At 67.3% G+C, this 13495-nt stretch carries 11 protein-coding genes; 4 read left to right on the top strand and 7 right to left on the bottom strand.

What is annotated here, in order from left to right; translation table 11 throughout:
- Positions 1–6 precede the first annotated feature (6 nt).
- Entirely contained in the window at positions 7–378 is a 372-nt protein-coding gene (locus R5H30_RS09880) for a hypothetical protein (protein ID WP_318328114.1), read from the top strand.
- Positions 379–448: 70 nt separating this feature from the next.
- Here the strand turns inward: R5H30_RS09880 and R5H30_RS09875 are convergent, their stop codons facing one another.
- The 4 genes from R5H30_RS09875 to R5H30_RS09860 all read right to left on the bottom strand — a co-directional run bounded on the left by R5H30_RS09875 (position 449) and on the right by R5H30_RS09860 (position 7477).
- Positions 449–1795 carry a S41 family peptidase gene (locus R5H30_RS09875; RefSeq protein ID WP_318328113.1) on the bottom strand — a complete coding sequence of 449 codons (1347 nt, stop codon included), beginning with the start codon at positions 1793–1795 and terminating at the stop codon, positions 449–451.
- Between the two features lie 6 nt (positions 1796–1801).
- The gene (locus R5H30_RS09870) at positions 1802–2929 is read right to left on the bottom strand and encodes a murein hydrolase activator EnvC family protein (protein ID WP_318328112.1); all 1128 of its coding nucleotides are present in this window, start codon (positions 2927–2929) and stop codon (positions 1802–1804) included.
- A complete protein-coding gene (gene gpmI / locus R5H30_RS09865; RefSeq protein ID WP_318328111.1) occupies positions 2926–4443 on the bottom strand; it encodes a 2,3-bisphosphoglycerate-independent phosphoglycerate mutase in 1518 nt (505 codons plus the stop codon). Before gpmI ends, R5H30_RS09870 begins: the two co-directional genes overlap by 4 nt.
- Positions 4444–4567: 124 nt before the next feature.
- On the bottom strand, positions 4568–7477 hold the full coding sequence (locus tag R5H30_RS09860; protein ID WP_318328110.1) for an error-prone DNA polymerase: 2910 nt from the start codon (positions 7475–7477) through the stop codon (positions 4568–4570).
- 144 nt (positions 7478–7621) lie between these two features.
- Between R5H30_RS09860 and R5H30_RS09855 the strand changes: the two genes are divergently transcribed.
- The 3 genes from R5H30_RS09855 (at position 7622) to polA (ending at position 11288) form a co-directional block, all read left to right on the top strand.
- The gene (locus R5H30_RS09855; RefSeq protein ID WP_318328109.1) at positions 7622–8092 is read left to right on the top strand and encodes a DUF1203 domain-containing protein; all 471 of its coding nucleotides are present in this window, start codon (positions 7622–7624) and stop codon (positions 8090–8092) included.
- A gap of 86 nt (positions 8093–8178) precedes the next feature.
- Entirely contained in the window at positions 8179–8358 is a 180-nt protein-coding gene (locus tag R5H30_RS09850; protein WP_318328107.1) for a zinc-finger domain-containing protein, read from the top strand.
- A 125-nt stretch (positions 8359–8483) separates the two neighbouring features.
- Positions 8484–11288: a DNA polymerase I gene (gene polA, locus R5H30_RS09845; RefSeq protein WP_318328106.1), complete on the top strand. Its 2805-nt coding sequence runs from the start codon at positions 8484–8486 to the stop codon at positions 11286–11288.
- Between the two features lie 56 nt (positions 11289–11344).
- Here the strand turns inward: polA and R5H30_RS09840 are convergent, their stop codons facing one another.
- From R5H30_RS09840 to R5H30_RS09830, 3 genes are all read right to left on the bottom strand, one after another.
- Positions 11345–12109 (bottom strand): hydroxypyruvate isomerase family protein, encoded by a 765-nt coding sequence (locus R5H30_RS09840; protein WP_318328105.1) that lies wholly within the window; start codon positions 12107–12109, stop codon positions 11345–11347.
- 98 nt (positions 12110–12207) lie between these two features.
- A complete protein-coding gene (locus tag R5H30_RS09835) occupies positions 12208–12894 on the bottom strand; it encodes an SDR family NAD(P)-dependent oxidoreductase (protein WP_318328104.1) in 687 nt (228 codons plus the stop codon).
- Positions 12891–13466, bottom strand: coding sequence for a DUF1285 domain-containing protein (locus R5H30_RS09830; RefSeq protein WP_318328103.1), 576 nt, complete (start codon positions 13464–13466; stop codon positions 12891–12893). The genes R5H30_RS09835 and R5H30_RS09830 overlap by 4 nt, the downstream gene beginning before the upstream one ends.
- Between the last annotated feature and the right edge of the window lie 29 nt (positions 13467–13495).

Genomic DNA, 13495 nt, shown 5'->3' with positions numbered 1-13495 from the left:
CCCGGAATGGCACGGCGCGAGATCACGGCAACCGGTATCCGCAAGGGCGTCTGGCACGGACGCATTTCAGGCGTCGGCAGCACGGACCCGGCGATTTCGGTGCTGCTGCGCGGCGAGGCGGTTGCCGGTGTGACCCTGACACCGCCCTCGGATGACGGCGACTGGCGGCTCGCGGTGCCGATCCCGCCGGAGAGCATCCAGGAAGGGCTGCAGACCTTCGTGATCTGCGACGATCTCGACGGCGAGACGCTGGGCAGTTTCGCGGTGCTTGCCGGGCAGGCCCTCGGGGCCGACCTTCAGGCCGAGGTCGACCTGCTCCGGGCCGAAATCGACATGCTCAAGCGCGCCTTCCGGCGTCATTGCGCAGACACCGACTGACGACATCCCGAATGCAAAACGCCCCCGCGGCGGAACCGCGGGGGGCGTCTGTAGCGGCTGACGTGTCCGCCTATTCTTCGCGGTCGAGCACAGACAGGCCTTTCAGGATGTCGACGGCGACGGCAAGCTGGTAGTCCTCTTCGCGCAGGGCCGCGGCGGCCTCTGCCTTGGCGCGGTCCTCCTCGATCTGCTTGATCTCGTCCTCGCTGAGGCTGTCGTTGTTCAGGCTGCCGCGCAGGTCGGCCTCGGAGCGCAGCGCGCGCGAGGTCGAGCCGTTCTCGTCCTCCTCGGTCTCCGCCGCCGGGTCGCGCCGCGGCTGCGCCACGACGATGTCGGGCGACACGCCCAGCGCCTGGATCGAGCGGCCCGAGGGCGTGTAGTAGCGCGCCGTGGTCAGGCGCATCGCACCCTCGCTGCGCAACGGCATGACGGTCTGAACCGACCCCTTGCCGAAGCTCTTCGTGCCGACGACGACACCACGGTGATGATCCTGCAGCGCCCCTGCGACGATCTCGGAGGCCGATGCGGAGCCTCCGTTGATCAGCACCACGATCGGCAGGCCGTCGGCAAGATCGCCCTCGGTGGCGTTGAACCGGTCGCCGTCCTGCGGATTGCGCCCACGCGTGCTGACGATCTCGCCCTCGTCGAGGAAAGCGTCGGCGACCTTGATCGCCTGGGTCAGCAGGCCACCGGGATTGTTGCGCAGATCGAGCACGATGCCGTTGATCTTGTCGATCCCGCCCGCAGCCTCGACCTCCTTCTCGAAGCCGGCCTCGAGGTTTTCGAAGGTCTGGTCGTTGAAGGTCGTCACGCGCAGGATGACCGACGCGCCCTCGGTCCGGCTGCGCACTGCCGTCAGCTTGATCGTGTCGCGCGTGAGCGTGACATCGAAGGGTTCCGGTTCGCCCTCGCGGACCACGGTGATGATGATCTCCGAGCCGACCGGCCCGCGCATCATCTCCACCGCCTCGTCGAGGTTGAGCCCGAGCACCGACTCGCCGTCGACATGGGTGATGAAATCTCCGGCCTCGATCCCGGCCTCGTCGGCCGGCGTGCCGTCGATCGGAGAGACCACCTTCACGAAGCCTTCTTCCTGGGTCACCTCGATTCCGAGCCCGCCGAATTCGCCCCGCGTCTGCACCCGCATCGCCGCCGCATCGTCGGGCGACAGGTAGCTCGAATGCGGATCGAGCGAGGTCAGCATGCCGTTGATCGCCGCCTCGACGAGATCCTCGGCGTCGACTTCCTCGACGTATTGCGCCCGGATGCGCTCGAAGATGTCACCGAAAAGGTCCAACTGCTCGTAGACGTTGCCCGACTTGGCGGCCTCCTGCGCCAGCAGCGGCCCGGCGATCTGCGTGCTCGCGACAACACCTGCCGCGATCCCGCCGACGGTCGCCATTACGAATTTTCTCATTGTGCCCTATCCATCCTCATCGGTTCGGAACCAGCGCGCCGGATCCTCGGGGACATCCCTGCGCCTCACTTCTATATAGAGCGTTTCCGTTCGCCCAGTGCCAGAGCCATCACCATCTGGTGACAGGTCTGCGTCATTTTTCGCCTCGGCGCCAGCCATCAATCCCAAGGGCGTACCGGCACCGATCACCTCGCCCGCCGCACCGTAGGTCACGTCGAGCCCGGCGAGAACGAAGAGCATATCCGACTTCGGTTCCAGAATCACCACCTGCCCCAAGTCGAGCAGCGGGCCGACGTAGCGGATCGTCGCCGCCGAGGGGCTGGTGACGATCGCGCCGGGGCGCGTGGCGAGGATCAGGCCGGGGCGCGTGACGCCGGCGGCATCCGCCTCGCCCGCCGCGCGCAGAACCACGCCCTGCACCGGCAGCGGCAACGCCCCGGGAACAAGGTCGGGCTGGGGCGCCGAAGCCCCGGTCTCGTCGACCGCGATCTCCGACAGCCCGCTGGCAAAGGCATCCAGCGTCTCGGAAGCCGAGATCAGGATCGCCGTGCGCACCGGGTCCGCGGTAAAGCGTTTCGGCAGGTCCGTCCGGTCGGCCATCGCCTGGTTGAGCGCGGCGCGCGCACCCTGCAGCTCCTGCAGCCCCTCGCGCAGCCGCGCCTCGGCATCGGTCTGCAGGTCCCGCAGGATCCGCAGGTCTTCCAGATCGCGGCGCAGTTCGGCCGCCCTGCGGTTCAGCTCCGGCGTCATCTCGGCCAGCAGCATGCCCGCGCGCGCCGTCCCGGCGGGTCCCGCCGGGTGCAGCAGCACGACCGGCGTCGGGTTGCCCCCGATTTTCTGCAGCACGGTCAGCAGCGCCCCGATCTCGTCCTCGCGCGCAATCAGCCGCGTGCTCAGCTGGGTCTCGCGGATGGCGACCTCGCGCAAGCCTGCGCGCATCGCGGCAAGCCCGCTTTCGAAAGCCTGGATCGTGCGCGTCAGCGCCCAGACCCGGTCGCGCGCGCTTTCGGCCTCCGCCAGTTGCGTGCTTGCGGCATCGAGCTCCGAGATCGCCGTCCGCGCCCGTTCGGCCGGCTCGCCCTGCGCGGCCAGTGCGACGGGCAGACAAAGCAGAAGGGCGGCGAGGCGCATCATCGCAGAAGGCTCGTCCCGGTCATCTCCTCGGGCGGCTCGAGCCCCATGATCTCCAGCAGCGTCGGTGCGAGATCGGCCAACCGGCCGTCGCGCAGAGTCTTACCGCGCGGGGCGCCGACCGCGATCACCGGCACCGGGTTCAGCGTGTGCGCGGTATGCGGACCGCCCGTCTCGGGGTCGATCATCACGTCGCAGTTGCCGTGATCGGCAGTGACGATCATCGCCCCGCCGACCGCTTCCAGCGCCGCCAGAGCCGCCCCGAGGCCCTGATCCACCGCCTCGCAGGCCCGGATCGCCGCCGCGAGATCGCCGGTATGGCCCACCATGTCGGGGTTGGCGTAGTTCACGACGATGAGGTCGTAGCCCTCCTCGATCGCCGCCACGAGCCGCTCGGTGACCTCGGGCGCCGACATCTCGGGCTTGAGGTCATAGGTCGCGACATCGGGGGATTTCGGCATGAAGCGCTCTTCGCCCTCGAAGGCGTTTTCTTCTCCGCCGTTGAGAAAGAAGGTGACGTGCGGGTATTTCTCGGTCTCGGCCAACCGGAACTGACGCAAGCCCTGGTTCGCCACCCACTCCCCGATCGTGTTGGAAATCTCGGGCTTGGGATACATCACGCTCATGTATGTCGAATGCGCCTCGGAGTATTGCGCCATGCCCATCAGCGCGGCCCAGTCCGGGCGCTCGCCGGTCTCGAAGGCATCGAACTCCGGCGCGCCGATCGCCGCCATGATCTCGCGCGCCCGGTCGGCCCGGAAGTTGAGACAAAAGACCCCATCCGCGTCGCGCGCCCCGGCGTAATCGCCGATTACCGTCGGTGCGATGAACTCGTCGGTTTCGCCGCGCGCGTAGGCCGCCTCGATCGCCTCCTGCGCGGTTTCGGCGCGCGCGCCCTCGCCCTGAACGATCGCGGCATAGGCCTTGGCCACCCGGTCCCAGCGGTTGTCGCGGTCCATCGCGAAATAGCGCCCGATCACCGTCGCGATCCGCGCACCCTCGGGCAGGGCCGGCTCGAGATCGGCCAGATATTTCTCGGCCGTTTTCGGCCCCACGTCGCGGCCGTCAGCCAGCGCATGGATCGCCACCGGCACGCCCGCGTCGCAGATTGCCGCGGCCGCCGCCTTGAGGTGTGCGACATGCCCGTGCACCCCGCCGTCCGAGACGACGCCCAGCAGGTGCGCCGCACCACCGCTCTGCTTCAGCGCCGCGATGAACGCCCCAAGCCGGTCGTTTTTCGCAAACCGTCCTTCCTCGATGGCAAGGTCGATCTGTCCGAGGTCCATCGCCACGACCCGGCCCGCGCCGATGTTGGTGTGCCCGACCTCCGAGTTGCCCATCTGCCCGCTCGGCAGCCCGGCATCCGGCCCGAAAGTCGTCAGCGTCGCGTGCGGACAATCCGCCATCAGCCGATCCATCGTCGGCGTCTCGGCCAGCAGCGGCGCGTTGCCGTCGCCCCGCTCACTCAAGCCCCAGCCATCGAGAATGCACAGGACGACGGGTTTGGGATGGCTCATCTGCTCGGATCTCCCTTTTCGCGGGTTTTGCGCCTTGTACCGCTTCGGCCCGCCCGGGTGAACCTCTTTCCCTTCCGAGGCCCTCTCTGGTTCGGAAATATCCCCGCCGGAGGCAAGAAAGTCCTCAATGCGCGACGCCCGCCTCCGGCGTCAGCAGATGCCGCAACAGCGCCACCGGATGCGCCCGCAGGGTGAGCCGGGTGGCGACGTAATCCTCCACCACCGCCTCGCCCGCGGTCATCTCCGGCAGAAGGGCGGCCGGCTCGTCGATGGCCTCGCCGTCGAGGTCGCCGGCGAACAGCGGCAGCGGCGCGCCGGGGGCCAACGCCTTGGCCTCCCAGAGCGCCGCGCGCCGTTCGAGACCCAGTTCGGCGAAAACATCCGCCTCGGCCAGCCGCTCCAGCACCCCCGGCGCAAGCCCCGCCTTGCGCCAGACGTCGCGCACCGTGCGGTAGCCGTTGCCGCGCGCCGCGGTCAGCCAGCTCGCATCCTCCTCGGCCAGCCCCTTGATCTGCCGAAACCCGAGCCGCAGCGCCAGCCCGCCCTTGCCGTCGGGCTCCATCACGTTGTCCCAGAAACTCGCGTTCACGCAGATCGGCCGCACCGCGACCCCGTGTTCGCGCGCATCCCGCACGATCTGCGCTGGGGCGTAGAAGCCCATCGGCTGTGCATTGAGCAGCGCGCAGGCGAAGATGCCCGGGTGGTGACACTTGATCCATGCCGAGGCGTAGACCAGCAACGCGAAGCTTGCCGCGTGGCTTTCGGGAAAGCCGTAAGAGCCGAACCCCTCGATCTGGGAAAAGCAGCGCTCGGCGAAGTCGCTGTCATAGCCCTTGCGCGCCATGCCGCGCAGGAACAGGCTGCGGAACTCGCTGACGTTGCCGTGTTTCTTGAAGGTCGCGAGCGAACGCCGCAACCGGTCGGCCTGGTCCGGCGTGAAGCCCGCCCCGACGATGGCGATCTGCATCGCCTGTTCCTGGAACAGCGGCACGCCCAGGGTCTTGCCCAGCACTGCGCCCAGCTCGTCGGAGGGAAAGCTCACCGCCTCCTCGCCGTTGCGCCGCCGGATGTAAGGATGGACCATGTCGCCCTGGATCGGTCCGGGCCGGATGATCGCCACCTCGATGACGAGATCATAAAAGCAGCGTGGGCGCATCCGCGGCAGGAAGTTCATCTGCGCGCGGCTCTCGACCTGAAACACGCCCACGCTGTCGGCGGCGCACAGCATGTCGTAGACCCGACCATCCTCGGGCGGCAGGGTGGCCAGCGTGTGCTCGACCCGGTGGTGGGTCTTCAGAAGGTCGAAGGCCTTGCGGATGCAGGTCAGCATCCCCAGGCTCAGCACGTCGACCTTGAGGATGCCCAGCGTGTCGATGTCGTCCTTGTCCCAGCAGATGACCGTGCGGTTCTCCATCGTCGCGTTCTCGATCGGCACCAGCTCGTCGAGCCGCCCTTCGGTGATCACGAAGCCGCCGACATGCTGGCTGAGGTGCCGCGGGAAGCCGTCGATCTCGTGGATCAGCTCCATGGTCTGGCGCAGGCGCAGGTCCTCGGGATCGAGCCCGATCTCGCGCATCCGCGTGTCCTCCATTCCCGCACTCGAAAAGAACCCCCAGAGCTGCGAGGACAGCGCCGAGATCGTGTCCTCGGTCAGCCCCATCGCGCGGCCGACCTCGCGGATGGCGCGCTTGCCGCGATAATGCACCACCGTGGCGCAAAGCCCGGCGCGGTGCCGACCGTAGCGGTCGTAGATGTGCTGGATCACCTCCTCGCGGCGTTCGTGCTCGAAATCGACGTCGATATCGGGCGGCTCGTCGCGGGCCTCCGACACGAAACGCTCGAAAACCATCGTGCCGATCTCGGGAGAGACCGAGGTGACCCCGAGACAGTAACAGACCACCGAGTTCGCCGCCGAGCCGCGCCCCTGGCAAAGAATGCCGCGTTCCCGCGCGAAGGCGACGATGTCGCGCACGGTGAGGAAGTAGGGCTCGTATTTCAGCTTGGCGATCAGCGCGAGCTCGTGTTCGAGCAGCTTTTCGACCTTCTCCGGCGCGCCCGAGGGATAGCGCCAGCGCAGCCCCTCGAGCGAGAGCCGGCGCAGGCGCGCGGCGGGTGTTTCGTTCGGCGCGATTTCCGAGGGGTATTCGTAGCGCAATTCGTCGAGCGAGAAGTGCAGCCCGCCCGCCAGCGCGCCGCTGCGGTCGACCGCCGCCTCGAACCCGCGGAAGATCTGGCGCATCTCGGCCTCCGAGCGCAACCGCGCCTCGCCGTTGGGCAGGGCCTCGCGGCCCAGCGCGTCGACGCGGCGGCGCAGGCGGATGGCGGTGACCACGTCGGCCAGCTTGCGCCGCGCGCCGTGATGCATCAGCGGGGCCGAGCTAGCCACGGTCGGCAGGCCCAGCGTCTCGGCCTGCCGCGAGAGGCGCGCAAAGCGCTGGCGGTCGCGCCCGTCGTACTGCGGGGCAAGGCCGATGTGCAGCTTGCCGGCAAAGCGGCGCGTCAGGCGTTTCGCAAATGGCACCCACCCGTCCGCGCCGCCCTCGACCGGCAGCGCCTGTGGCCAGAGGATCAGTTGCAACGGCCCGCCAAGCTCTTCGAGCTCCGCAAAGTCGAGAGCGCAGGTCCCTTTCTCGGCCCGCAGCCGTCCGGTCGAGATCAGCCGGCAGAGCCGGCTCCAGCCCGCACGGCTTTCCGGCAGCGCGGTCACCGCCGGCCCGTCGCGAAAGACCAGCCGCGCCGCGGGGATAAGGCGCGGGCTGGCGAAGACCGGAAACGATCCGGGATCGCGCGGGCACCCCTCCGGCGCCGGCGGTCCAATCGGGCCGTGACGCGCGTCCCAGTCACGCCGCTCGGCCGCCTGCCGCGCGATCTCGCGCGCGCGGGTGTGGGCGCGCACGATGCCGGCGACCGAGTTCTCGTCGGCGATGGCCAGCGCCGCCATACCCAGGGCCGCGGCGCGGTCCATGTATTCCTCGGCATGCGAGGCGCCTTTCAGGAACGAGAAGTTCGAGGTCGCGGAAAGCTCGATGAACATGGCACAGGCAGGGAATCGGTGGCAGCGACCGACAGAATATTCACCTTTTGTTCTATTTTGGAGTCCCTTTGGGAAAGCGCATCATCCGGGTCGCGCGCACCCGGTAGCATCTGGCAGAGAACCAACCGACAACAGGAGCCAGTCATGACCCAGATCCGTTACACCGCCCTGCCGACCGAGACCGTCCAAGCGCTTCGAAACGGCGCGCCCGACGCCTACGGCACGCCCCCCGAACGCGCCGTCTCGGACGGGGAGGGCAATCCCTGCCGGCATTGCCTGCGTGACGTCCCGGCAGGCGCGGACATGCTGATTCTGGCCCATCGTCCTTTCGCGCATCTGCATCCCTATGCCGAGACCGGCCCGATCTTTCTCTGCGCCGATGCCTGCGAGCGCGGCGGCGGCGCGGACACTCCGGACATCCTGACCACCTCGCCGGATTACCTGATCAAGGGCTATTCGGCGAACGAGCGCATCGTCTACGGCACAGGGGCGGTAGTGCCCCGCGACAGCCTCGCCACAAGAGCCAAAGCGATTTTCGAAGACCCGTGCGTCGCCTGGATCCACGTCCGGTCGGCGCGCAACAACTGCTACCAGTTGCGCATCGACCGGACCTGAGCCAAACCCGCGCCCCGGTCTTGCCGAGGCAGGCCATCTTGGTCATAAGGAAAGGCGTTCCGCCGCAAGATCCGAGGACCCGCCCGATGAGCCTGCCCGCGCCCGAAACCAAGATCGTCGAGAGCTACCGCGTCGCCTGTGACGGCGGCGAAGGCGCGCTTGGCCATCCGCGCGTCTGGCTTCAGATCCCGCTGGACACGGGTTTCGTCGAATGCGGCTACTGCGACTGCAAGTACATCCACAAGGACCACGCGGCCAAGGCGTGAGCCTGCCGTCACGCGCTGTCAGCAGGCGGCCCGTCCGGCGCGCCGGCGGCGCCCTGCCGCCTGCGGGCGCTTCCCGCCTGCCCCGCTTCGTGGCACAAGGGGCGCCGTAACCTGAGGAGAGCGCAATGGCCGGGACATTCGGCAAGGGTCACCACCTGCACCTGATCGACGGATCGGCCTTCATCTTCCGCGCCTTCCACGCGCTGCCACCGCTCACGCGCAAGTCCGACGGCGTGCCGATCGGGGCGGTCGCGGGCTTTTGCAACATGGTCTGGAAGATGATCCAGGACGCCAAGGGCCCCGACGCGCCCACCCACGCGGCGGTGATCTTCGACAAGGGCAGTCACACCTTCCGCAACGATCTTTACGACCAGTATAAGGCCAACCGGGACGAAATGCCCGAAGATCTGCGCCCGCAGATCCCGCTGACCCGGCGTGCGACCGAAGCCTTCAACATCGCCTGCAAGGAGAAAGAAGGTTTCGAGGCCGACGACATCATCGCGACGCTGGCCTGCCAGGCCCGGGACGCGGGCGGACGAGTGACGATCATCAGCTCGGACAAGGACCTGATGCAGCTTGTCGGCGACGGGGTCGAGATGCTCGACGCGATGAAGAACCTGCGCATCGACCGCGACGGCGTCTTCGAGAAGTTCGGGGTCTATCCCGACCGGGTCGTGGACGTGCAGGCGCTGGCCGGGGATTCGGTCGACAACGTGCCGGGAGCCCCGGGCATCGGGGTGAAGACGGCGGCGCTACTGATCAACGAATACGGCGATCTCGACGCGCTGCTGGAGCGCGCCGAGGAGATCAAGCAGCCCAAGCGCCGCGAGACCCTGCTGACCCATGCCGATCAGATCCGGCTGAGTCGCAAGCTGGTGCTGCTCGACTGCGAAACCCCGCTGGACTTCTCGCTCGACGATCTCGAGGTACGCGACCCAGACCCCGAAACGCTGATGCCTTTCCTCGCCGAGATGGAGTTCCGCACGCTCACCCGCCGCATCGCCGAGGAGTTGGGCGTCGAGGCGCCGGTGATCGAGGAAAAGCCCGCCGCACCCGAGGACGCGCCGGAAGAGGTCGAACAGGCACCGTTCGATACCGCGGCTTACGAGCACGTCAAGGACGCCGCGGGTCTGCAGATCTGGCTCGACCGGATCTATGAGCGCGGCTACGTGGCGGTCGACACCGAGACCACCGCGCTCGACGAGATGAAGGCCGAACTGGTCGGCGTGTCGCTTTCGGTCGAACCGGGGCAGGCCTGCTACGTGCCGCTGACCCACAAGTCGAGCGCCGGAGAGGGTCTTTTCGGTTCCGACGATCTGGCCGAGGGGCAGATGCCCTTCGACGAGGCGTTGGAGATGCTGAAACCGATGCTCGAGGATCCGTCGATCCTGAAGATCGGACAGAACATGAAGTACGACGTGAAAATCTTCGCCCGGCAGGGGATCTCCGTCGCGCCGATCGACGACACGATGCTGATGTCCTACGCGATGCATGCCGGGATGCACGGGCACGGCATGGATCTGCTGAGCGAGCGCTACCTCGGGCACGTTCCGATCCCGATCAAGCCGCTGCTGGGGTCGGGGAAATCCGCGATCACCTTCGACCGGGTGCCGGTGGCGGACGCCGTGGCCTATGCCGCCGAGGATGCCGACATCACCTTGCGCCTCTGGCAGATGTTCAAGCCGCAGCTGCATCGGGCGCAGGTCACGCGGGTCTACGAGACGCTCGAACGCCCGATGGTCGGCGTGCTCGCCGAGATGGAACGCGCGGGGATTCGCGTGGACCGCGACACGCTGAGCCGGATGTCGAACGCCTTCAGCCAAAAGATGGCAGGGCTCGAGGACGAGATCTACGGGCTTGCGGGACGCCAGTTCAATGTCGGTAGCCCCAAGCAGCTGGGGGAGATCCTCTTCGACGAGATGGGCCTGCCGGGCGGCAAGAAAGGCAAGACCGGAGCCTACTCCACCGGCGCTGACGTGCTCGAGGACCTCGCGACCGAGCATGAACTGCCGCGCCGCATCCTCGACTGGCGGCAAATCTCGAAGCTGAAATCGACCTACACCGACGCGCTGCAGGATCACGTGAACCCGGAAACCGGGCGCGTGCACACCTCCTATTCGATCGCGGGCGCGAGTACCGGCCGGCTCGCCTCGACCGATCCGAACCTGCAGAATATCCCGATCCGGACCGAGGAAGGCCGGCGCATCCGCGAGGCCTTCGTCGCCGAAGACGGCAAGGTTCTGGTCTCGCTCGACTATTCTCAGATCGAGCTGCGGATCCTCGCGCATATCGCCGACATCCCCGAGCTCAAGCAGGCGTTCAAGGACGGGCTCGACATCCACGCGCTGACCGCGTCTGAGATGTTCGACGTGCCGCTGGACGAGATGACGCCCGATATCCGGCGACGCGCCAAGGCGATCAACTTCGGGGTGATCTACGGCATTTCGGGTTTCGGGCTGGCGCGCAACCTGCGCATCCCGCGCGGCGAGGCGCAGGGCTTCATCGACCGCTACTTCGAACGCTTCCCGGGCATCCGTGCCTACATGGACGACACCAAGGCTTTCGCGAAGGAAAACCTCTTCGTCCAGACATTGTTCGGGCGGAAGATCCACACGCCCGAGATCAACGCCCGCGGGCCGCATGCGGGCTTTGCCCAGCGCGCGGCGATCAACGCGCCGATCCAGGGCACTGCGGCCGACATCATTCGGCGCGCGATGATCCGCATGCCCGAAGCGATCGAAAAGCTGCCGGCGAAGATGCTGCTGCAGGTCCACGACGAACTGCTCTTCGAGGTCGACGAGGGTGCAGCGGACGACCTGATCGGCGTGGCGCGCGACGTGATGGAAGGCGCGGCGGCGCCGGTCGTAAAGCTCGACACCAGCCTGACTGTCGACGCGGGCCGCGGCGCGAACTGGGCCGAGGCGCACTGAAGCGCGGTCTTCCCCGCTGACGGCGCGGCAAGCCGATAGCTTGTCTGACCCCGTCGCTATCCGCGCGCCGCCGACAGCCAACCGAGCCCGGCCTCGGTCTGCGGCCCGGGTGTGTATTCGGCGCTTACCCAGCCGTCGTAGCCGCTGGCACGGATGGCGGCGAACAGCCGGTCGAAGTCCACCGTCCCGCTCCCTGGCACGCCCCGGCCGGGCGCGTCGCCGATCTGGATATGGCGGACATGACGGCGATAGGTCTCGAAAACTTCCGTGGCGTCGCCGTGGATGGTCTGGGCGTGGTAGCTGTCGAATTGCAGCCCGATCCGGTCGGACGCGACTTCGTCGAGCACCTCTGCCGCAAGCGCGTAGTCGTTGAGAAAGTAGCCGGGCAGCGACTCGTCGCACAGCGGCTCGAGCGTCAGCGTCAGCCCGTCAGGGATTTCGGCCTGCGCCCAGCGCAGATTCTCGATCAGGGTGGCGCGGGCATCGATGCCGTCGGCCACGCCGGTCATGACATGCAGCACCCGAACGCGCAGCGCGTCGGCATAGCGGAGCGCCCGTGCGAAATCCCGTCGAAACCGTTCCCGGAGCGCCGGAACGGCGGCAAACCCGCGATGGCCGCCGGTGTAATTCGGCGGCGGTGCGTTGATCAGCACCATCTCGAGACCGCTGCTCAGCAGCGCGCGCCGTGTGTCCTTGGCGGCGACATCGTAAGGAAACAGGACTTCGACGGCTTCGAACCCGGCCGCGGCTGCGGCCTCGAACCGGTCGAGATAGGGCAGTTCGACCCAGAGATGGCTCAGATTCGCGGCGAATTTCAGCATGGCGTCTCCCGTTTTGGGATTTGGTAGCCGCCCGTGCCGCGCAATCCAATTGGAAGAATTTTTACCCTTCGCTGAGTGATCGAAACACCTTTGACGGTTCAGAACGATTCGACCCAAGGCCGCAGGGACAGCTCGTTGCTCCAGGTCGAGCGGTGCTGATCGATCAGCGCCATGTAAGCGGTCGCGATCGCATCGGGATCGAGCCTGCGGTCGCCGTCCGCCGCTGTGGGCTGCGCGTCGCCGATGGCGCCGTCGATGTTGACCCAGGCGACGTGGATCCCCTGCGGGTGCAACTCGCGGGCCATCGACTGCGCGAGGCCGCGCTGGGCGAACTTGCCCATGGCGAAGGGTGCGGATTTCGCGAAACCCTTGACCCCGGCGGAGGCGCCGGTGAAGAGGATCGTGCCCTTAACGTCGCCCTCGTTCTCAAGCATCAGACGCGCCGCCTGCTGGCCCATCAGGAAAGCGCCGAAGGCGGTCACCTCGATCGCCGTGCGGACCGACTCGGGGTCCAATTCCACAAGCGGCGCGCGCTGGCGGGCGGACGGGTTGTAGATCGCAATGCTCAACCGCCCCGGCAGGTCGGAGAACAGCGCGGCCATCTGCGCCGGGTCGCTGGCATCCATCGCCACGGTCTCGGCCCCGGTCTCGCCGGCCAGATCCTTCAGTTTGCCGGTATCGCGTGCGGCGAGCACCAGCTGCATGTCGCGCGCGGCAAGCTGGCGCGCAAGGGACGCCGATAACCCGCTTCCGGTTCCAACGATGACGGCGACGTTGCGGGTCATGGCAACTCCTTTGCGGGAATGATTGGAAAGAACGTGCCGCCGGACCAGACCCCGAACCAGCCGTCCCGCTCGGTCCCGAGTTCGACGAGGCGGTAAAAGCTCTTGCGGTCGATCAGCGCCTCGAGACCGGCACGAACATGCACGTAAGGAGACGGCTCACCGGTCTCCGCATCGCGCGCGACACGGATTGTGTTGTCCGGTCCGGCCGCCACCCTGTCGCCGACATGGGTCTCGAATGTCAGCTCCTGTGTCTCGTCCTGGCCCTCGACATCGAAATCCACGGCGACGAAAGGGGCATCGTCCACCACGATGCCCACCTTCTCGACTGGTGTGACGAGGAAATAGCGCCCCTTCTCCTTCTTCAGGATCGACGAGAACAGACGCACCAGGGCGGGCCGGTTGATCGGTGTGCCGAGGTAGAACCACGTACCATCGCGCGCGATGCGCATGTCGAGATCGCCGCAGAACGGTGGATCCCAGAGATGTACGGGGGGCTTTCCGCTTGTTTTCGCGGCGGTTAACGACGCCGCAAGGCTTTCGGCGGAAGGTGTCACGGAGTTTTGTCCGCTCATTGCTTTTGCCATTTCTCCGCGCCGCGATA

The organism is Roseobacter sp. FCG-D35 (genome assembly GCF_033436665.1).
GTDB lineage: Bacteria > Pseudomonadota > Alphaproteobacteria > Rhodobacterales > Rhodobacteraceae > JAWQFO01.
This window is presented reverse-complemented; position numbering and strand designations above follow the sequence as displayed.

Bases quoted from the DNA above. Each gene is read 5' to 3' on its own strand.
- R5H30_RS09880 (WP_318328114.1), top strand. From the start codon at position 7: ATGGCACGGCGCGAGATCACGGCAACCGGTATCCGCAAGGGCGTCTGG.
- R5H30_RS09875 (WP_318328113.1), bottom strand. From the start codon at position 1,795: ATGAGAAAATTCGTAATGGCGACCGTCGGCGGGATCGCGGCAGGTGTT.
- R5H30_RS09870 (WP_318328112.1), bottom strand. From the start codon at position 2,929: ATGATGCGCCTCGCCGCCCTTCTGCTTTGTCTGCCCGTCGCACTGGCC.
- gpmI (WP_318328111.1), bottom strand. From the start codon at position 4,443: ATGAGCCATCCCAAACCCGTCGTCCTGTGCATTCTCGATGGCTGGGGC.
- R5H30_RS09860 (WP_318328110.1), bottom strand. From the start codon at position 7,477: ATGTTCATCGAGCTTTCCGCGACCTCGAACTTCTCGTTCCTGAAAGGC.
- R5H30_RS09855 (WP_318328109.1), top strand. From the start codon at position 7,622: ATGACCCAGATCCGTTACACCGCCCTGCCGACCGAGACCGTCCAAGCG.
- R5H30_RS09850 (WP_318328107.1), top strand. From the start codon at position 8,179: ATGAGCCTGCCCGCGCCCGAAACCAAGATCGTCGAGAGCTACCGCGTC.
- polA (WP_318328106.1), top strand. From the start codon at position 8,484: ATGGCCGGGACATTCGGCAAGGGTCACCACCTGCACCTGATCGACGGA.
- R5H30_RS09840 (WP_318328105.1), bottom strand. From the start codon at position 12,109: ATGCTGAAATTCGCCGCGAATCTGAGCCATCTCTGGGTCGAACTGCCC.
- R5H30_RS09835 (WP_318328104.1), bottom strand. From the start codon at position 12,894: ATGACCCGCAACGTCGCCGTCATCGTTGGAACCGGAAGCGGGTTATCG.
- R5H30_RS09830 (WP_318328103.1), bottom strand. From the start codon at position 13,466: ATGAGCGGACAAAACTCCGTGACACCTTCCGCCGAAAGCCTTGCGGCG.